Annotated in this window: 18 protein-coding genes and 1 riboswitch; of the genes, 12 read left to right on the top strand and 6 right to left on the bottom strand. The window is 68.5% G+C overall.

Translation table 11 applies throughout. The annotated features are described in order from the left end of the window. The first annotated feature begins 21 nt into the window (after nt 1–21). Together I6J77_RS02175 and I6J77_RS02170 are read left to right on the top strand one after the other, a co-directional pair. On the top strand, nt 22–1,158 hold the full coding sequence (locus I6J77_RS02175) for a murein hydrolase activator EnvC (RefSeq protein ID WP_239309255.1): 1,137 nt from the start codon (nt 22–24) through the stop codon (nt 1,156–1,158). A 131-nt stretch (nt 1,159–1,289) separates the two neighbouring features. After that, the gene (locus I6J77_RS02170; RefSeq protein ID WP_239309148.1) at nt 1,290–2,663 is read left to right on the top strand and encodes a S41 family peptidase; all 1,374 of its coding nucleotides are present in this window, start codon (nt 1,290–1,292) and stop codon (nt 2,661–2,663) included. 99 nt (nt 2,664–2,762) lie between these two features. Here the strand turns inward: I6J77_RS02170 and rpoH are convergent, their stop codons facing one another. Then, nucleotides 2,763–3,626 (bottom strand): RNA polymerase sigma factor RpoH, encoded by an 864-nt coding sequence (gene rpoH / locus I6J77_RS02165; RefSeq protein WP_056717109.1) that lies wholly within the window; start codon nt 3,624–3,626, stop codon nt 2,763–2,765. A 288-nt stretch (nt 3,627–3,914) separates the two neighbouring features. Next, nucleotides 3,915–4,015, top strand: a riboswitch (TPP riboswitch). 69 nt (nt 4,016–4,084) lie between these two features. Between rpoH and thiC the strand changes: the two genes are divergently transcribed. From thiC to thiD, 7 genes are read left to right on the top strand one after another with little or no spacing between them, the layout of a single operon-like run. Continuing rightward, nucleotides 4,085–5,923, top strand: coding sequence for a phosphomethylpyrimidine synthase ThiC (thiC, locus tag I6J77_RS02160; protein ID WP_204110396.1), 1,839 nt, complete (start codon nt 4,085–4,087; stop codon nt 5,921–5,923). Nucleotides 5,924–5,928: 5 nt separating this feature from the next. Continuing rightward, complete coding sequence (locus tag I6J77_RS02155) at nt 5,929–6,915, top strand: FAD-dependent oxidoreductase (RefSeq protein ID WP_204110395.1); 987 nt, start codon at nt 5,929–5,931, stop codon at nt 6,913–6,915. Beyond that, nucleotides 6,900–7,097, top strand: coding sequence for a sulfur carrier protein ThiS (thiS, locus tag I6J77_RS02150; protein ID WP_204110394.1), 198 nt, complete (start codon nt 6,900–6,902; stop codon nt 7,095–7,097). Before I6J77_RS02155 ends, thiS begins: the two co-directional genes overlap by 16 nt. A gap of 3 nt (nt 7,098–7,100) precedes the next feature. Beyond that, nucleotides 7,101–7,871 carry a thiazole synthase gene (locus I6J77_RS02145; RefSeq protein ID WP_204110393.1) on the top strand — a complete coding sequence of 257 codons (771 nt, stop codon included), beginning with the start codon at nt 7,101–7,103 and terminating at the stop codon, nt 7,869–7,871. Beyond that, the gene (locus tag I6J77_RS02140; RefSeq protein ID WP_204110392.1) at nt 7,868–8,476 is read left to right on the top strand and encodes a thiamine phosphate synthase; all 609 of its coding nucleotides are present in this window, start codon (nt 7,868–7,870) and stop codon (nt 8,474–8,476) included. Before I6J77_RS02145 ends, I6J77_RS02140 begins: the two co-directional genes overlap by 4 nt. Beyond that, nucleotides 8,473–9,459 (top strand): HesA/MoeB/ThiF family protein, encoded by a 987-nt coding sequence (locus tag I6J77_RS02135; protein ID WP_204110391.1) that lies wholly within the window; start codon nt 8,473–8,475, stop codon nt 9,457–9,459. The genes I6J77_RS02140 and I6J77_RS02135 overlap by 4 nt, the downstream gene beginning before the upstream one ends. Next, a complete protein-coding gene (gene thiD, locus I6J77_RS02130) occupies nt 9,456–10,289 on the top strand; it encodes a bifunctional hydroxymethylpyrimidine kinase/phosphomethylpyrimidine kinase (RefSeq protein ID WP_239309146.1) in 834 nt (277 codons plus the stop codon). The genes I6J77_RS02135 and thiD overlap by 4 nt, the downstream gene beginning before the upstream one ends. Here the strand turns inward: thiD and ung are convergent. From ung to I6J77_RS02105, 5 genes are all read right to left on the bottom strand, one after another. Then, complete coding sequence (gene ung, locus I6J77_RS02125) at nt 10,235–10,945, bottom strand: uracil-DNA glycosylase (RefSeq protein WP_204110390.1); 711 nt, start codon at nt 10,943–10,945, stop codon at nt 10,235–10,237. The two genes, thiD and ung, sit on opposite strands and share 55 nt — an antisense overlap. Then, a complete protein-coding gene (locus I6J77_RS02120; RefSeq protein ID WP_056717115.1) occupies nt 10,942–11,784 on the bottom strand; it encodes a response regulator in 843 nt (280 codons plus the stop codon). Before I6J77_RS02120 ends, ung begins: the two co-directional genes overlap by 4 nt. A gap of 129 nt (nt 11,785–11,913) precedes the next feature. Then, nucleotides 11,914–12,894, bottom strand: coding sequence for a permease-like cell division protein FtsX (gene ftsX, locus I6J77_RS02115; RefSeq protein WP_204110389.1), 981 nt, complete (start codon nt 12,892–12,894; stop codon nt 11,914–11,916). Further along, a complete protein-coding gene (gene ftsE / locus I6J77_RS02110) occupies nt 12,891–13,568 on the bottom strand; it encodes a cell division ATP-binding protein FtsE (RefSeq protein ID WP_056717117.1) in 678 nt (225 codons plus the stop codon). Before ftsE ends, ftsX begins: the two co-directional genes overlap by 4 nt. A gap of 148 nt (nt 13,569–13,716) precedes the next feature. Then, complete coding sequence (locus I6J77_RS02105) at nt 13,717–15,468, bottom strand: DEAD/DEAH box helicase (protein WP_204110388.1); 1,752 nt, start codon at nt 15,466–15,468, stop codon at nt 13,717–13,719. Nucleotides 15,469–16,022: 554 nt separating this feature from the next. On the opposite strand from I6J77_RS02105, the gene trxA reads away from it, so the two are divergent. The 3 genes from trxA to I6J77_RS02090 all read left to right on the top strand — a co-directional run bounded on the left by trxA (nt 16,023) and on the right by I6J77_RS02090 (nt 19,529). Next, complete coding sequence (trxA, locus tag I6J77_RS02100) at nt 16,023–16,349, top strand: thioredoxin TrxA (RefSeq protein ID WP_007808139.1); 327 nt, start codon at nt 16,023–16,025, stop codon at nt 16,347–16,349. A 187-nt stretch (nt 16,350–16,536) separates the two neighbouring features. Then, nucleotides 16,537–18,378, top strand: a complete 1,842-nt coding sequence (gene rho, locus I6J77_RS02095; protein WP_204110387.1) for a transcription termination factor Rho — start codon at nt 16,537–16,539, stop codon at nt 18,376–18,378. Nucleotides 18,379–18,449: 71 nt separating this feature from the next. Beyond that, on the top strand, nt 18,450–19,529 hold the full coding sequence (locus I6J77_RS02090) for an acyltransferase (RefSeq protein WP_204110386.1): 1,080 nt from the start codon (nt 18,450–18,452) through the stop codon (nt 19,527–19,529). Nucleotides 19,530–19,650: the final 121 nt, after the last annotated feature.

The raw sequence follows: 19,650 nt of genomic DNA, 5'->3' as shown, positions 1-19,650 counted from the left end.
GGTGTGCTCCACTCCGCGGCGATGGCCCACCCGACCCAGGGCAGCAGCACCGAACAGGCCGCAGCGAAGAAGAAGCTGGCCGAGCTGCAGCAGAAGATGAAGGCGCTGGCGCAGCAGCAGGCCGACACCGCCGCCCGCCGTGACAGCGTCAATGCGGAACTGGCCAGGCAGGCCAATGCGCTGGCCAAGGCGGCGCGGATGGTACGCCAGACGGACGCCGAACTGGCCGCCAAGCAGGCCCAGCTCGAACAGCTGCAGCAGCAACGCGGCGTGCTGAACCAGAACCTGCACAGCCAGCGGGCCGCGATCGCCGACCTGCTGCGCGCCACCTATGCGCTGGGCCACGGCTCGGACCTGCGCCTGCTGCTGGGCGACGAGGACGTGGCGCGCATCGCGCGGGCGCTGGTGTACTCGAAGTATTTCCAGCAGGACCGCGTGCAGCGGGTGCAGAAGCTGATGGGCGACCTGGCCACCCTGCAACAGCTGGAAAGCTCGATCACCGCCGAGCAGCAGGCGTTGCAGGCGGTCAAGGCGAAGCGCGAACAGCAGGCCGCCGAGCTCGGCCAGCAGCGCGCCGCCCAGCAGAAGCTGGCCGCCGCCGCCGACGCCCAGTACAAGGACCAGGCGCAAAAGCTGACCGCCCTGAAGCAGAACGCGCAATCGCTGAACAACCTGCTCGACAAGTTGCAGAAGGCGATCGACGAGGCCGCCCGGCGCGCCGCCGCCGAACGCGCGGAAGCGGTGCGCAAGCACCCCGGGCGCAAGCCGCCACCGCCGATCGAGGTGGGTGGCGCCGCTGCCGACATCCGCGGCAACCTGCCATGGCCGGCCAGCGGGGTGGTCAACAGCTACGGCAATGGCGTGCTGATCAAGGCCGGCGGCGGCAGCGACATCCATGCGGTGGCGCGCGGCAAGGTGATCTACGCGGGCTTCCTGCGCGGCTACGGCATGTTGCTGATCGTCAACCACGGCAATGGCTGGATGAGCATGTACGGCAACAACGAAAGCCTGCTGCGCGACGTCGGCGACCAGGTGGAGGCCGGCCAGGTGATCGGCACCGCCAGCCCGCCCACCGGCATCAACACCGGCGTGTATTTCGAGTTGCGCAAGAACGGCAAGCCGGTCGACCCGCGCAGCTGGCTGAGCCAGCGCCGTTGACGCCGGCGCGACCCCGACGCAGGCTAGGCGCGCCTGCGCTGAATTCCGCCGGGGTTTGGTTGTCCCAGTGGTTGCGCCCCTTTTCACCGCGTGCGAGCGCGTTGCCTGTCCGTTGTGCGGAGTCACCCTTCATGCGTCCAACCTCCCGTATCCCGCTCGCCCTGCTGCTGGCCACTCCGCTTGCGTTGGCGCTGCCGGCCAGCCACGCCCAGGACGCGCCCGCCGGCAGCGCCAGCGTCGCCGCCCCGGTCGACCTGCCCGCCACCAGCAGCACGGCGACCAGTGCGCCGAGCGCGGTGGACCTCGATGACATCCGCAACTTCAGCCGCGTCTATGAGGTGGTGCGCCAGGCGTACGTGGAGAAGGTCGACGACAAGACCCTGATGAAGGCCGCGATCACCGGCATGCTGGCCGGGCTCGATCCGCACAGCGAATACCTGGACAAGGACGGCCTGACCCAGCTCAACGAGGACACCACCGGCGAATACAGCGGGCTGGGCATCGAGGTGCTGCAGGTCGACGGCGGCCTGCGCATCGTCTCGCCGATCGACGACACGCCGGCCGCGCGCGCCGGGATCAAGCCCGGCGACAACATCGTCAAGATCAACGGCACGCTGATCGATGCGCAGAACGTGGACGACATGTTCCGCCAGCTGCGCGGCAAGCCAGGCAGCAAGATCGAGCTGACTGTCGTGCATCCGAACAGCGACAAGCTGGTCGACCTGCAGCTGGTGCGCGAGAACATCTCGGTGAGCAGCATCAAGGTGCGCGAGCTGGAACCCGGCTACGCCTATGTGCGGATCAGCCAGTTCCAGGAAGACACCGCCAGCGACCTCGAGCACAAGCTGGCCGAACTGATCAGGAAGAACGGCGCGCCAAGGGGCGCGGTGCTCGACCTGCGCAACAACCCGGGCGGCCTGCTCACTGCCGCAGTCGGCGTCAGCGACGACTTCCTCGACGCCGGCGTCATCGTCACCACCCGCGGCCGTCTGCAGGACGCCAACATGAGCTTCAAGGCGCACCCCGGCGACCAGCTCGATGGCGCCCCGCTGATCGTGCTGACCAACAACGGCACCGCCTCGGCCGCCGAAATCGTCTCCGGCGCGCTGAAGGACAACCATCGCGCCCTGATCATGGGCCAGCGCACGTTCGGCAAGGGCGTGGTGCAGACCGTGCTGCCGCTGGACGCCGACCACGCCGTGAAGATCACCACCGCGCGCTACTACACGCCGAACGGCACCTCGATCCAGGCCGAAGGGATCAAGCCCGACATCGCGCTGGCCGACCTCACCGTCAACAAGGCCGACAGCGGCCCGGTGCTGATCAGTTCGGAAGCCGACCTGCCCAACCATCTGGCCAACGAGAACGCGGCGACCGGCACCGACATCAACAACGACGGCAGCGCCGCCGATGCAAAACTGGCCACCAGCGACTACGCCCTGTCGCAGGCACTGAACGTGCTGAAGGGCATGGCACTGCGCCAGCCCGCGGCGGTACGGCGCTAGGCACCATCCGCAATCGCGATCACGCATGCGAAAACGGCCCCTCACGGGGCCGTCTTGCTGTCCATCCCTCCCTGGGCGGACGTCGCTACGGGAATCGGATCATGCGGTGGCGAACAGCCCGCGCATCTTCTTCATCGCGTTCGCCTCGACCTGGCGGATGCGCTCGGCGGAAACGCCGTACTCGTCGGCCAGATCCTGCAGCGTGGCCTTGTTGTCGTCGTCCAGCCAGCGGCGCTGGATGATGTCGCGCGAACGCTTGTCCAGATGGCTCAGCGCATCGGTCAGCGTCTGCATCTGGTTGTCGGCGTAGTCCTCGTCGGCCACGTTCTCGTACGGGTCGGCGCCGTCGTCGATCAGGAACGCCGCCGGCGCCGGCTTGGCGTCGTCATCGGCGTCGGCCGGAGCCTCGAAACCGATGTCGCGGCCGGACAGGCGCGACTCCATCTCGCGCACCGTGGCCTCGGGCACGCCCAGATCCTTCGCCACCGTGCTGACTTCCGCCGCGTTCATCCAGCCCAGGCGCTTCTTGCTCTTGCGCAGGTTGAAGAACAGCTTGCGCTGCGCCTTGGTGGTGGCGACCTTCACGATGCGCCAGTTCTTCAGGATGAACTCGTGCATCTCGGCACGAATCCAGTGCACCGCGAAGCTGACCAGGCGCACGCCCTGGTCGGGGTCGAAACGCTTGACCGCCTTCATCAGGCCGATGTTGCCTTCCTGGATCAGGTCGGCCAGCTGCAGGCCGTAGCCGCTGTAGCCGCGCGCCACGTGCACCACGAAACGCAGGTGCGACATCACCAGCTTCTTCGCGGCGCCCAGGTTGGCCTCTTCGAGGTAGTCGCGCGACAGCGCCTGCTCTTCTTCCGAGCTCAGCACGGGAATCCGATGGACCGCAGAGATATACGCATCCAGGCTGCCGACGACGCTCGGCAGCGGGAAGTTGGCGGTCACCAAGGCTTGAGACATGGATGGAACCTCCTTCAATGACATCAAAGTTTAGCACTCGGGTGGTTGGAGTGCTAAGTCCGGCGTTTGGTTCCGGGCTTTTAATGAACCGAATGGTACAGATATTGAACTGGACTGTCCAGCCCTTTCTTTCCTTCGTCCCAGCCTGGCCGGAGTTACGTCCACGACGCGTCGCGATCGACCCGAGGCGTTTCCCACGTCCGCATCGGAACGCGGTTCGCCCGCCGCCGCGAGTGCCAGAGGTCGTGCCATCCGCTTGACAGCCTTCGACCCCGCCGCCATCCTCCGGCGCATTCCGAGGGGTGCCCCGCAAGGGGCTGAGATAGCGCGAGCTGACCCTTGAACCTGATCCGGGTCATGCCGGCGTAGGAACGGGAATCACCATGGGCGGCCCCAGTCGGCGCGCCCCTGCGCCGTTGCAGCGTCACGCCCCGGATCTCCATCCAAGGAGGAGATCCATGAACCACCCCGCCGCTGCCACCACACCCTCGACTGTCACCACCGGGCCAATCCGCGGCTCGCGCAAGGTCTACGTGACTCCGCCCGGGCATCCGTCGCTGCGCGTGCCGATGCGCGAGATCACGCTGAAGGATCCGCTGACGCCGTCGCTGCAGGTCTACGATCCGTCCGGGCCGTACACCGACGACGACGCGCGGATCGATCTCGCCGCCGGCCTGTTGCCGCTGCGCGACGCGTGGATCGCGGCGCGCGGCTTTCGGACCATCGAAGGCCGCGCCGCCCGCCCGGAAGACAACGGCGGGGTCGGCGCGGAACGGCTGGTGGCGCCGTGTCCCGCGCAACGCACCTTGCGCATGGGCGGACCGGGCCAGCCGGTGACCCAGCTGGAGTTCGCCCGCGCCGGCATCATCACCGAGGAAATGGTCTACGCGGCCCAGCGCGAGAATCTGGCGCGCACGCAGGTGCATGAAGATGCCGTCGCCCGGCTGGCCGATGGCGAGGCGTTCGGCGCGGCCCTGCCCGCCCTGGCCACGCCCGAGTTCGTGCGCAGCGAAATCGCGCGGGGTCGCGCGATCCTCCCCGCCAACATCAACCATGGCGAGCTGGAGCCGATGGTGATCGGGCGCAACTTCCTGGTGAAGGTCAACGCGAACATCGGCAACTCGGCGGTGTCCTCCGGCGTCGCCGAGGAGGTCGAGAAACTGGTATGGGCGATCCGCTGGGGCGCGGACACGATCATGGACCTCTCCACCGGCCGCAACATCCACAACATCCGCTCGTGGATCATCCGCAACTCGCCGGTGCCGATCGGCACCGTGCCGATCTACCAGGCGCTGGAGAAAGTCGGCGGCGATCCGGCCCGGCTGAACTGGGAAGTGTTCCGCGACACGCTGATCGAGCAGGCCGAGCAGGGCGTGGACTACTTCACCATCCATGCCGGCGTGCGCCTGCAGCACGTGCCGCTGACTGCGCAGCGGGTCACCGGCATCGTCTCGCGCGGCGGCTCGATCATGGCGCGCTGGTGCCTGAGCCATCACCGCGAGAGTTTCCTGTACGAGCACTTCGCCGAGATCTGCCAGATCATGCGCCGCTATGACGTGGCCTTCTCGCTGGGCGACGGCCTGCGCCCCGGCTCGATCGCCGACGCCAACGACGCGGCCCAGTTCGCCGAGCTGGAAACCCTGGGCGAGCTGACCCGGATCGCGTGGGAACACGGCTGCCAGGTGATGATCGAAGGGCCCGGCCACGTGCCGATGCACAAGATCCGGCTCAACATGGACAAGCAGCTGCAGCACTGCGCCGAGGCGCCGTTCTACACGCTCGGCCCGCTGACCACCGACATCGCGCCGGGTTACGACCACATCACCTCGGGCATCGGCGCGGCGATGATCGGCTGGTTCGGCACCGCGATGCTCTGCTACGTCACGCCGAAGGAACACCTCGGCCTGCCGAATCGCGACGACGTCAAGACCGGCGTCATCACCTACAAGATCGCCGCGCACGCCGCCGACCTCGCCAAGGGCCACCCGGCGGCACAGCGCCGCGACGACGCGCTGTCGCGCGCGCGTTTCGAATTCCGCTGGGAGGATCAGTTCAACCTGTCGCTCGACCCCGACACGGCGCGCGCCTACCACGACGCCACCCTGCCGAAGGAGGCGCACAAGGTCGCGCATTTCTGCTCGATGTGCGGGCCGAAGTTCTGTTCGATGCAGATCACCCAGGACCTGCGCCGCGAAGTACGCGAGATGGAGGAGGCCGTGCTGCAGGCCGGCCTGGACGGCAAGTCGCGCGAGTTCATCGAACACGGCGCCACGCTTTACGTGCCGACCGCGGAGTAGCCGCCATGCACATCGGCATCCTCGGCGCGGGCGTCGCCGGCCTGGTCGCGGCGATCGAGCTGGCCGAGCGCGGCGCCCGGGTGGAGATCATCGAGCGGGCGCCAGACCACGCGCAGGCCTGCGCGTGGGTCGCCGGCGGCATGCTGGCGCCGTGGTGCGAGCAGGCCACCGCCGAGCGGCAGGTGGCCGCGCTGGGCGCGCCCGCCATCGCGTGGTGGCAGCACCACTTCGACGGGACCGTGCAGCGCGGCACGCTGGTCGTCGCGGCCAGCCGCGACGCCGGCGAGCTGGCCCTGTTCGGCCGGCGTACCGAGCGCTTCGAACCGATCGATGCCGAGCGCATCGGCGCGCTGGAACCGGAGCTGGCCGGACGTTTCCGCCAGGGCCTGTTCTTCCCCGAGGAAGCCCACCTCGATCCACGCCGCGCGCTGCCCGCGCTGGCCGCGCAACTGAAGGCCATGGGCGTGACGATCCGCCATGGCGTCGACGCCGATGCCGAACGCATCGCTGCGGACCAGGTACTCGACTGCCGCGGCCTTGCCGCGCGCGACACGCTGGAAGGCCTGCGCGGCGTACGCGGCGAAATGATCGTCGTGCGCTCGCCCGACCTTCAGCTGTCGCGCCCGGTGCGCCTGTTGCATCCGCGCTTCGGGTTGTACGTGGTGCCGCGCGGCGACGGCGTCTTCATGCTCGGCGGCACGCTGCTGGAAAGCAGCGGCCGCGGCCCGGTCACCGTGCGTTCGGCGATGGACATGCTCAACGCCGCGTATGCGCTGCACCCGGCGTTCGGCGAGGCCGAGATACTGGAACTGGGCGTGGGCCTGCGCCCGGCCTTCGCCGACAACCTGCCGCGCGTGCTCAGGCGCGGCCGCACCGCGTACCTCAACGGGCTTTACCGCCACGGCTTCCTGCTGGCGCCGGCGTTCGCCCGGCAGGCCGCGCAGATGATCCTTCCCACCCTCCCGGAAACCGCTTCATGCACATCACCGTGAACGGCGTCGCCCGCGCGATGCGCGCCACCACCCTGGCGCAGGCGCTGGACGAACTCGATTACCACCAGGCCATCGTCGCCACGGCCTTGAACGGCCGCTTCGTGGCGGCCAGCCAGCGCGACACGACCGCGCTGGCCGAGGGCGATGCGCTGGAAATCCTCGCACCGATGCAGGGCGGCTGAGCCATGAATCTCTACGGCATCGAACTGGGCTCGCGCTTGATGCTGGGCAGCGCGCGCTACCCCTCGCCGGCGATCCTCGCCGAGGCAGTGCGCGCTGCGGGCACCGAGGTGGTCACCGTGTCGCTGCGGCGCGAAGCCGGCACGCAGCGCAGCGGCCAGGGCTTCTGGTCGCTGATCCGCGACCTCGGCGTGCGCGTGCTGCCGAACACCGCCGGCTGCCACTCGGCGAAGGAAGCGGTGACCACCGCCAGGATGGCGCGCGACATCTTCCACACCGCCTGGATCAAGCTGGAGGTGATCGGCGATGCCGATACGCTGCAGCCCGACGTGTTCGGCCTGGTCGAGGCCGCGGCCGAACTGGCCGCCGACGGCTTCGAGGTGTTTCCGTACACCACCGAGGACCTGGTGGTGGCCGATCGCCTGCTGCAGGCCGGCTGCCGCGTGCTGATGCCGTGGGGCGCGCCGATTGGCAGCGGCCGCGGGCTCAACAATGCGTTCGGCCTGCGTGCGCTGCGCGCGCACTTCCCCGACGTGCCGCTGATCGTGGACGCCGGCATCGGCCGCCCGTCGCATGCGGTGCAGGCGATGGAGCTGGGCGTCGACGGCGTGCTGCTGAACACCGCGGTGGCCATGGCCGGCGATCCGGTGGCGATGGCCGGGGCGTTCGCACGGGCGATCGAGGCGGGCCGCGCCGGCTTCGAGGCGCAACCGATGGAGCCGCGCGATCTCGCCGTGCCCTCGACGCCGGTGGCAGGCACGGCGTGGCTGGCATGAACGCGTTCCCCGCGTTCTACCCGATCGTGGACAGCGCCGACTGGGTCGGTCGACTCGCCCCGCTCGGCGTCCGGCTGCTGCAGTTGCGCATCAAGGAACGGCCGCCGGCGCAGGTTCGTCGTGAAGTGCGCGCGGCGCTGGCGGTCTGCCGCGCGCGGCAGGTGCAGCTGGTGGTCAACGATCACTGGCAGATCGCGCTGGACGAAGGCGCCGACTTCATCCACCTCGGACAGCAGGATCTGCCCGATGCCGATTTGAAGGCGATCCGCGCGCGTGGCGTGCGCCTCGGCATCAGCACGCACGATCACGCGGAACTCGATCACGCGCTGGCCTGTGACCCCGATTACGTGGCGCTGGGTCCGATCTATCCCACCACGCTCAAGGCGATGCCGTGGGCGCCGCAGGGTTTGCCGCGCATCGCCGAGTGGAAACGGCGGGTCGGCAGGCGGCCGCTGGTGGCGATCGGCGGCATCACGCTGGAATGCGCCGCCGGATGTTTCGACGCCGGCGCGGACAGTGTCGCCGTGGTCAGCGATGTGACCCGGCATCCCGAACCGGCCATCCGCGTCGCGGACTGGGTTACCCTCACCGGCGCGCGCGGATGACCGATCGCTACGCGCGCCAGATCGCCCTGCCCGAAGTCGGCCCGAGCGGCCAGGCCCGACTCGCCGCGGCCCGCGTGCTGGTGGTCGGCGCCGGCGGCCTCGGCTGTCCCGTGCTGCACTACCTGGCCGCCGCCGGCATCGGCCGGCTGATCGTGGTCGACCCCGACCGCGTCGAAGAGAGCAACCTGCACCGGCAACCGCTCTACACGATGGCCGACATCGGCGCACGCAAGGTGGAAGCGGCTCGCGCTGCGCTGCTGCGCCTGAACCCGGACATCGCGGTGGAGGCGCTGGCGCAGCGGCTGACTCCGGGCAACGCGACGGCGCTGGTCGGCGCCGCCGACATCGTCGTCGATGCCGCGGACAGTCTCGCCGCCACCTACGTCCTGAGCGACGCCTGCCTGCAACAGCACACGCCCCTGATCAGCGCGTCGGCGATCGGCTTGGCCGGCTACGTCGGTGGCTTCTGCGCCGGCGCGCCCAGCTACCGCGCGGTATTTCCCGAGATGCCCGCACGCGCCGCCAGTTGCAGCAGCGCCGGCGTGCTGGGCAGCGTGGTCGGCCTGCTCGGCAGCCTGCAGGCGCAGTTCGTGCTGCAGTGGCTGCTGGGCATCGAGCCCTCGCCGCTGGGCCGACTGACGAGTTTCGACGCCGGCCGGCTCGCGTTCGGCGGCTTCGATTTCCACCATGCCGGCGAACCCGAAGGCGAGGTGCTGCGCTTCATCGACGTCGACGAGGTCACGCCCCGCGACGTCGTGATCGATCTGCGCAGTCTTGACGAAGCGCCGACCTCCCCGCTGGCAAACGCCTTGCGCTGCACCCCCGAACGCATCGCCGCGTTCGTCGCCGAACACCCGCCCACCGACCACCGTGTCGTGCTCTGCTGTCAGAGCGGTTTGCGCGCATGGCGTGCCGCCCGACAGCTGCAATCCCGTGGCTACCGCCAGCTGACGCTGGTGACGCTCGCCGGCCTGCCGTCGTGACGCGCAGAGACGTGACGCCGGCAGCTGGCGTGCTCTCCATCGCCGGCTCCGACTCCTGCGGCGGCGCCGGCATCCAGGCTGACCTGAAGACCTTCGCCGCCTTCGGCGTCGACGGCGCTACCGCCGTGACTGCGGTCACCGCGCAGAACACCACGGGCATCCGCGCCGTACAGACGATGTCCGCCGCGATGGTGCACGCGCAACTGGATGCCGTGTTCGACGAGATCGACATCCGCGCCGTGAAGCTGGGCATGCTGGCCGACGCCGATATCGTCGCGGCCGTGGCCGGACAGCTGGAGCGCCGCCGCCCGCCCTTCGTGGTCATCGACCCGGTGCTCATCGCCACCTCGGGCACCCGACTGCTGGACGAGGGCGCGCTGCACCTGCTGCGCTCGCGCCTGCTGCCGCTGGCCGATTGCCTTGCGCCGAACCTGGCCGAAGCGGCCGCATTGCTCGGCACGACGTGTGCTCAAGGCGAGCCGGACATGGAGGCACAAGGCCGCGCCCTGCTCGCGCTCGGATCGCGATCGGTGCTGATGAAAGGCGGCCATGCCGCGCTGGCGGAAGCGGTCGACCTGCTGATCACCGCCGAAGGCACGCAGCGCTTCGCCGCGCCGTGGATAGACACCCGCCGTCTGCACGGCACCGGCTGCATGCTCTCGGCGGGCATCGCGGCGGGCGTGGCCCGCGGCCACCCGCTGGCCGATGCCGTTGGTCGCGCGAAAGCCCATGTGCGAGCCGTGCTGGTGGGTCGCCAGCATGGGCCGTCTTCATCTCAAGCGGCAGGAAGCGAAGCCCGTGGCGGCAAAGACCAGTCGATCGGTGACTGACCGCGGCTTTCCAGGTAGCGGTTGGCCGCGGAGAAATGGCCGCAGCCGAGGAAGCCGCGGTGCGCCGACAGCGGCGAGGGGTGCACCGACTTCAGCACGCAGTGGCGAGCCTGGTCGATCAGCTGGCCCTTGCGCTGCGCGTAGCTACCCCACAGCAGGAACACGATGCCTTCGCGCTCGCGGTTGAGTGCATCGATCGCCGCATCGGTGAAGCCTTCCCAGCCCTTGCCCTGGTGCGCGCCGGCGCGGCCCTCCTCCACCGTCAGCACGCTGTTGAGCAGCAGCACGCCGCGGTCGGCCCAGGGCGTCAGGCAGCCATGATCGGGGCGCGCGATGCCGAGGTCGCGCTGGATTTCCTTGAAGATGTTGTCCAGCGACGGCGGCACCCGCACGCCGGGGCGCACCGAGAAGCACAGGCCGTGCGCCTGGCCGGGGCCGTGGTACGGGTCCTGGCCCAGGATCACCACCCGCACCGCATCGAACGGCGTATGCGCGAACGCCGAAAACATCTCCGACCCGGGCGGATAGATGCGCTTGCCGTGATGAATCTCGTCGCGCAGGAAGGCCGCCAGCGCCTGCATGTCCGGACGCTGCAGGTAGTCGCCGATGCGCGCCAGCCATGAGGGTTCCAGCCTGACCTTCGCCGCCTCGCTCATGCCTCGGCCGTGTGCTCGCGCAGGTGCCTGGCCACGCGCAACTGGAACAGCACCTTGGTGATCAGCAATTTTTCCTCGACCGGTTTCTCGACCAGGTCGTTGGCGCCGGACTTGATCAGCGCGGCCTGGTTGGCCGGGTTCTCGTCGCCGGTCATCACCAGCACCGGCAGCCGGCCCTTGCCGTAACCGAACTCGTTGCGGATGTGCTCGAGCAGGTCGCCACCGGTCAGTTCGCCCTTCAGGCTGACGTCGGTGAGCACCACGTCGGCGCCCACCTCGCCCTGCGCGCGCGAGGTTTCCATCAATGCCAGCGCATCTTCCACGCTGACCACGTGACGCACGGTAAGGCCGACCTTCTCCAGCATGCGACGGGTGGCCAGTGCCACCACGCGGCTGTCCTCGACGTACAGCACCACGCCCTCGGCGCTGGCGTCCGGGCTCACGTAGCCGCGGATGAATTCCGCCAGCGCCTGGAAGCCCAGCGACTTGTCGAAGTAGTCGGTGACGTGTTCGCCCAGCGAGCGGCTGTGCAGGCGTCCCTCGACGTCACCGGAAACCACCACGATCGGCACATAGGTCTGCGGCGCCGACTCGCGCACGAAACGCGCCAGCTCCAGCCCGTCCATGTCGGGCAGCCGCAGCGCGATGGTGATGAAATCGAACACGCCCTCGCCAAGCACCTGCTGTGCCTCGGCGCCGCTGCCGCAACCGACCACCTCGACCCCGGGCAGCTCGGCCTGCAGCACCCGGGTGATCAACTGCCGCACCACGCGCGAACCGTCGACCACCAGCACCCGCGGTGCGTCGGTGAGCAGACGGCTGCTGATCTTCGTACTCATTGCTTGGCTCATCCACTTGACCCGTGGCCATCCCCGACCAGAGAAACTGCAAGCGCATCCCCTGCACAAGCCTGAAAGCGCATAGTGCACCGAATGCCGCCCCCGGCGCTGCGATTCACGTCACCGCTCCTAGCCCGCCTTGCGCAATTGCCAGGCACTGACCAGGCGCGCGCCGAGCCAGCCCAGCGCCGCGGCAACCAGTGGCGCCGCCAGCAGCAACCACGCCGGCAGGCCGCCGACCTGCAGCTTGCCGTCATAAGCGTGGCTCAATTGGGCCACCGGCGCGGCCAGCGTCCATTCGATCAGCACCGCCACGCAGGCGGCCAGCACGCCGCTGAACAGGCCGTACCAGATTCCCGCATACAGATACGGCCGCCGGATGAAGGCACCGCTGGCGCCGACCAGCAGCAGCACGCCGATCTCCTCGCTGCGACTGGCGATGTCCACCCGCACCGTGTTGCCCACCACCAGCAGGGCGGCCAGGGCCAGCAGCGAGGCCAGCACCAGCACCACGCGATTGCCCACGCCGAGCAGCGCGTCCAGGCGCTGGCGCCAGGTTCCGCTGTCCTGCACCAGTTCGACGCCGCGCATGCCGCGCACGTCGACCACCAGTTGTTCCAGCGCCTGCGCCGTGGTGCCGTCGCGCGGCTGCAGTTGCAGCACGTAGGGCAGCGGGTTGTCGTCCAGCGTCTGCAGCGCGCCGGAGAAACCCTGCATCTTCGCCAGTTCGTCCATGCCCTGCTGCGGCGTCTTCACGCTGACCGCGGCCAGCTCGGGCCGGTCGCCGATCTGTTTCGCCAGCAGCTGTGCCTGCGAGGCGCCCTGCCCCGGCTGCAGGAACACGCTGATCGACTGGCTCTGGCCCAGCGCCTGGCCGAGCTGCTGCACGTTGCCCAGCAGCAGGTAGAACGCCAGCGGCAAGGCCAGCGCCAGCCCCATCACGGCGATCGTCAGCAGGCTGCCGAGCGGACGCGATGCCAATCGGCGCAGGCTGGAGCCGGCACTCCAGCGATGGTGTTCTTGCCAGCTGCCGAAACGGCTGCCGCGGCTGTGGCCGTTGCGCTGCGGCGCATCCGCCGCCACCCGCACGGATTCGGAAGACTCGCTCACAACACCTCCTGCGCCGCCAGGTCCGCGACCAGCCGGCCATGGTCCAGCACGATCACCCGCTTCTTCATGCGCTTGATCAGCGGCAGGTCGTGGCTGGCGATCAGCACGGTGGTGCCGACCTGCTGGAATTCGTCGAACAGGCCCATGATTTCCACCGCCAGTTGCGGATCGAGGTTGCCGGTGGGTTCGTCGGCGATCAGCAGGCTGGGTCGCGCCACGATGGCGCGGGCGATGCCGACGCGCTGCTGCTCGCCGGTGGACAGCGTGGCCGGCAGCTGCCGTTCGTAGGCGAGCAGGCCGACTTTCTCCAGCGCCGCGCGCACCCGTCGCGCACGCTCGGGCCGGGCGATGCCGCCGATCACCAGCGGCAGCTCGACGTTGGCGAACACGCTGCGATCGAGCAGCAGGCGATGATCCTGGAACACCATGCCCAGGTGCCGGCGCCACTTCGGTATGCCGCTGTGGCGGATCTTCGCCAGGCTCTTGCCGTCCACGCTGATCGTGCCGTGCGATGGCCGTTCGATCAGCCCCAGCAGTTTCAGCAAGGTGCTCTTGCCGGCACCGGAATGTCCGGTGACAAAGGCCATCTCGCCCGTGGGCACCTCGAACGACAACTGCGAGAGCGCCTCGTGGCCGCCCTCGTAGCGTTTGCTGACCTGGTCGAATTGGATCACCGAGCGTCCCCGAGCCTGCGTTGCTTCGTATCAACCGCAAGGATAAGGGATGCCGGCATCAAGATGACGTCTTGCCACGCCGATCCGCCGCGGTTGATTCAGAACGCGGCGGATCGGGAGCGGGCCGTCGGCCCGCCCCGGTCGGGCTTCAGCGGCCGGTGAACAATTTCGTCAGGCGGCGGAACAGGCCCGGCTTCTGCGGATGGACCTGTTCGACGGCCTTGCCCGAGGTCACCGCCACCTGACGCGAGGGCCGGCTGTGCGCGGGGCTCTCGGTGGGCTGGGTGACGTTGCGCTCGCGCGGCGGGCGACGCTCGCCACGCGGGGCGCGATTGCCCTCGGCGACGGCGCCGGTCTGGCCGTTCGCGGCCACGCCGTCGGCCGGCGCACCTTCACGGCGACGATTGCGGCCGCCACGCCGACGGCGCGGCTTGCGCGCGCCTTCGGCGGTGACGCTGCCGTCGGCACCGGCGACCGCCTCGGTCCTGTGCACGGCCACGGCCACCGGCTGCTCGCTGGCGATAGCCGTCTCGGTGGCGGGCTTGCGCTCGCGCGGCGGCCGCGACGCGCCGCCGCTGCGGGGACCGCGGCCACGCTCGCCACCACGGCTGGAATCACTGCCGCGACGGGGCTTCTCGCCCGGACGCGGCGGCACCACGTCGCCGAACTCGGCGCTGTCGGCAGCGGCATTCGCGGCAAACTCGGCATCGACCGCGCGCGGCTTCGGCATCACCAGCAGGTCGGGGTCCATCGATGCGACGGGAATGCTCTGCCCGATATACGTCTCGATATCTGGCAGCGACATCGCGTACAGGTCGCAGGCAAAGCTGATCGCATCGCCCTCGGCACCGAGCCGGGCGGTGCGGCCGATGCGGTGCACGTAATCCTCGGCGTCGTGCGGCAGGTCGTAGTTGAACACGTGGCTGACCGCCGGGATGTGCAGGCCGCGGGCGGCCACGTCGGTGGCGACCAGGATGTCCAGCTGGCCTTCCTGGAAACGCTGCAGCAGCTTCTGCCGCTTCAGCTGCGGCACGTCGCCGGAGATCGCGCCGACGCGGCAGCCGTGGCGCTTCACGCGCTCGGTGATCCGTTCGGCGGCCGCCTTGGTGTTGACGAAGATGATGCTGCGGGCGGGCTGGTGCCTGTCGATCAGGTTCAGCAGCAGCGGCATCTTTTCTTCCTTGGCCGGGAAGTAGACGACCTGGCGCACCTTGTCGGCGGTGACGTTGTCGCTTTCCACCACCAGCTTTTCGGCCTCGTGCATGTGCTCGTAGGCCAGTTCCAGCACGCGATGGCTCAAGGTGGCGGAGAACAGCAGCACCTGGCGCTGCTCGCGCGGCGGCAGCTTGCGGAAGATGAAGCGCACGTCCTTGATGAAGCCGAGGTCGAACATGCGGTCCGCCTCGTCGATCACCATCACCTCGACGCTGTTGAGGTTGAACACGCCCTGCTTGTGGTAGTCGAGCATGCGGCCCGGGGTGGCGATGATGATGTCGCAACCGTCCTTCAGCTGCTGGCGCTGCTTGTCGTAGTCGACGCCGCCGTAGATCAGTGCGGTCTTCAGGCCGGTGTGCTGGCCGATGTTGCGCGCATCCTTGTCGATCTGGATCGCCAGTTCGCGGGTCGGCGCGATGATCAGCGCACGCGGGTCGCTGTCCTTGCGGTCGGCCACGGCGGGCGTGGTCAGCAGGCGGTTCATCAGTGCGACCAGGAAGGCGCAGGTCTTGCCGGTGCCGGTCTGCGCCTGGCCGGCGACGTCGCGACCGGCCAGCGCCAGCGGCAGGGTCATTTCCTGGATCGGCGTGCAGCGGGTGAAGCCGCTGTCGTCCAGGCCCTGCTGCAGCAGCGGATGAAGATCGAAGTTGGTGAAGAAGGTTTCGGTGAGTACGGTTTGGGACATATGGGGAATTCGGGACCTTGGCCTGACGGCGGCGTGATGCGCTGCACCCGTTTCGGCGGCCGAACCTCGGCGCGAAACGGTGCAGGACGGGGTGCGCGATGCGCAGCGAAGCGTTCAATCGTCAGGGTCAACAAGCTAGCGACGCGGAGGAGTCTGCTGGGCAGAGTGCCAGCGGCTGCGGCTACGCAGATTTGGTCAACTTTCCCTCTCCCTTTCGTTGAACAGCTGCGGCTGTTCGCCTCGAACGATCGGAAAACCTGGCCAAATCTGCATTGCCTTGCTCGCTGGACCTCTGCCATCCAGATCCCTGCGACGCCGTCTTTGCCGGCGGTCTGACAGGCGGCCTGGAAGGCCACCCTTGAATCGTGCCCGGAGTTGCGCTGGAATGAAGATCTGCCGCCCCGGCAAGACCTGTTTCCGGCTCAACCCGCGCTTCGTGGGCGCCTGAGTGTAGCCGATGACGGCCCCGCCCGTCGTCACTCCTTGTTTTTCCGCCCTGACCACCCCATTGTTTTCGGCCTGCCAGTTCTGGCCCCCTGCCACGGAGATCCCCGGTGAGCGACCTGATTACCCATGTGAACGACGACGCCTTCGAAGAGCAGGTGCTCAAGTCCGAAACCCCCGTGCTGCTGGATTTCTGGGCGGAATGGTGCGGCCCGTGCAAGGCCATCGCGCCGATGCTGGACGAGCTGGCCAGCCAGTACGAAGGCAAGCTGCGCATCGTCAAGGTCAACATCGACCAGAACCAGCAGACCCCGCGCACCTACGGCGTGCGCGGCATCCCGACCCTGATGGTGTTCAAGAACGGCAAGGTCGAGGCGACCCAGATCGGCGCCGTCAGCAAGGGTCAGCTGACCCAGATGATCGACAAGGCCATCTGAGCCACCCGTTGCAGATCCGTCATCCGCAGCCTGTCCGGCACAGCCCGGCAGGCTCGCGAGGCTTTACGCCGAACCACGACGGGTGCTAGATTCCTCGCGTCCGTCGGGACAGTCCTGTCCCCTTGCGCCCTCCGCGCGACGCACACCCTCCCTCCTGTAATTCAACGGCGCCCCGCGAGGATTGCCCGTGTCCGATACCGATAACAAAATTCCGAACGACGCCAAAAGTGTCGACACCAGGCCCGTGGTCGAGGGCAAGCCCGAGCCGCGCGCCCGCGCGCCCCGACGCAGCGCAGCGGCGATTGCCGCGGCGAACGCCGAGAAGGCTGCCGGCGGCGAAAAGGCCGCAGCGCCAGCGCCTGCTCCGGCGCCTGTTCCATCACCTGCACCAGCACCCGCACCCGCACCTGCCCAGGCGAGCCTGCCGATGACCACGACCGAGCCTGCCGCGCCGCGCGCAGCGCAGGAACCGCGCGACAACGCCGGCCAGCAGAACGGCCAGCAGAATGCGCCATCGTCGAACCCGAACCAGGCCGCGAACCAGGGCGGACCGAACCCGGCGCCGGCGCCCGGCGCCAACCCGAATCCGAATGGTGGCCAGAACAATGGCGCCCGCGAAGGTCGTGGCCGCCGCCGGCGCAACGAACGCGGTGACCGCGGCGAGCGCAGCAACCAGCAACAGGGCCGCCCGCAGAACCATCCGCGCCCGAACCCGAACGGCCTGCCGGTGGATGACGACAACGCCGATCCGGGCAGCGACAGCCGCCTGATCAACCTCACCGAACTCAAGCGCATGCGCGCGCCGCAGCTGCTGGAGTTCGCCGAGTCGCTGGGCGTGCACGAAGGCGTCGCCCGCGCCCGCAAGCAGGACGTGATCTTCAACGTGCTCAAGGCGCATGCCCGTTCCGGCGGCGGCATCTGGGCCGAAGGCGTGCTGGAAATCCTGCAGGACGGCTTCGGCTTCCTGCGCTCGGCCGACGAGTCGTACCTGGCCGGCCCCGACGACATCTACGTCTCGCCCAGCCAGATCCGCCGCTTCAACCTGCGCACCGGCGACTACATCACCGGTCGCGTGCGCCACCCGAAGGAAGGCGAACGCTACTTCGCCATGCTGCGCGTCGACGATATCAACGGTGATCCGCCGGAAGCGTCGAAGAACAAGATGCTGTTCGAGAACCTCACCCCGCTGTTCCCGCGCAAGGCGTTCAAGCTGGAGCGCGGCAACGGATCGAGCGAGGACATCACCGGCCGCATCCTCGACCTGATCGCACCGATCGGCAAGGGCCAGCGCGGCCTGATCGTCTCCCAGCCGAAATCCGGCAAGACGATGATGCTGCAGAACATCGCCCAGGCGATCCAGTACAACCATCCCGAATCGCACCTGATCATGCTGCTGATCGACGAGCGTCCGGAGGAAGTCACCGAGATCGCCCGCACCGTGCGCGCCGAGGTCATCAGCTCCACCTTCGACGAGCCGGCCGTGCGCCACGTGCAGGTCGCCGAAATGGTGATCGAGCGGGCCAAGCGCCTGGTCGAGCACAAGAAGGACGTGATCATCCTGCTCGACTCGATCACCCGCCTGGCGCGTGCCTACAACACCGTGATCCCCAGCTCCGGCAAGGTGCTCACCGGCGGCGTGGACGCGAACGCGCTGCAGCGCCCGAAGCGCTTCTTCGGCGCCGCCCGCAACGTCGAGGAAGGCGGCAGCCTGACCATCATCGCCACCGCGCTGACCGAAACCGGCAGCAAGATGGACGAGGTGATCTACGAGGAGTTCAAGGGCACCGGCAACATGGAAGTGCACCTGTCCCGCCGCATCTCCGAGAAGCGCGTCTACCCGGCGATCGACATCAACCGCTCCGGCACCCGCCGCGAGGACCTGCTGATCGAACCGGACATGCTGGCCAAGATCTGGATCCTGCGCAAACTGCTGCACCCGATGGACGAGTTGAGCGCGATGGAATTCATGCTCGACAAGATGAAGAACACCAAGTCCAACGACGAGTTCTTCAATTCCATGAAGCGCTGAAGAACAGGGCCGGCCATGCCGGCCCTGTTTGTTCGTGGCGATGGCTTCGGGCGATGCGCGGAGCCATCGGCATGGCGGCGAAAAGGATCTTCGTGATCAACCCTCCTCGTTTTTCGCCCTCCGGCGAACATGCCAACAATTTCGACGGGCTGCGGCTGGTCGCCTCGCTGATGGTGCTGGCCTCGCACCAGTTCGTGCTGCTTGGCCTGCATGAGGCCACCCTGGCCGAGGGCATGACGCTCGGCTCGATCGCGGTCGCGATGTTCTTCACCATGAGCGGCTACCTGGTCACCGAGAGCTGGTACCACGACCCGCACATCATGCGTTTCGCCATGCGCCGGTTCCTGCGCATCTGGCCTGCGCTGATCGTCGCCACGCTGGTCATCGTGGTCGCCGCAGCCGCGCTCACCACCTTGCCGCTGCACGACTATTTCGGTCGCGAGACCCGCCGCTTCATCACCTTCAACGCCCAGTTGCGCGCCTACTACACGCTGCCGGGGGTATTCGCCACGGCGCCGGCCAACGCGATCCTGTCGGCGGTCAATGGCAGCTGGTGGACGATACCCCTGGAGGCGAAGTGCTATGCCTATGTCGCCGTGCTCGGCGCCATCGGCCTGCGCCGCAGGATCTTCAGCCTGCTCGCGCTGCTCGTGGTCGCGGTGATGTACGCCAAGACGCTGCCCGGGCACGCCCGTGACAACAGCTTCGACAACCTCTGCTACTTCTACACCGCGTTCTTCTTCGGCGGCGTCTGCGCGCGCCAGTTCGTCGTCGAGATCAGCCGGCGGCGCCTGGCCGTGGCGGCCGCCCTGGCAACCTGCCTGCTGGCCGCTGCCCTGCTGCAGCACGCACGACTGGCGCAATGGGCCGTGCTGGTGCCGTTCACCCTGTGGTTCGGACAGCAAAGCACGCCGGGACTGCGTTCGGCGGCCTGCTTCGGCGACCTGTCCTACGGCGCCTATCTGTACGCCTACTTCGTGCAGCAGCTCAGCGTGCACCTTTGGCCGGTGGCGCCTTCATACCCGGCCACGGCAGCCATGGCCGCCGTCGTCACCCTGATGATGGCATGGTGCTCGTGGCATGCGGTGGAGGCCCCGGCGCTGGCGCTGAAACGGCGACTTCGCGCCTGGTTTCCCGACTTCGCCCACTGACGATGCGGCGCGAGTCACCGCACCTGATCCAGCGCAAGGCGTCCCTGGCCGCGTGATGTTCCAATGTCCCGTCGGCCGCGCGTGCCACCAGACCCCCTTTTCGTCGACATGCGTCGCCCCC

Source organism: Rhodanobacter sp. FDAARGOS 1247, from assembly GCF_016889805.1.
Classification (GTDB): domain Bacteria; phylum Pseudomonadota; class Gammaproteobacteria; order Xanthomonadales; family Rhodanobacteraceae; genus Rhodanobacter.
Note: the sequence above shows the minus strand (reverse complement) of the source record. Positions and strands in the feature narration are given on the sequence as shown.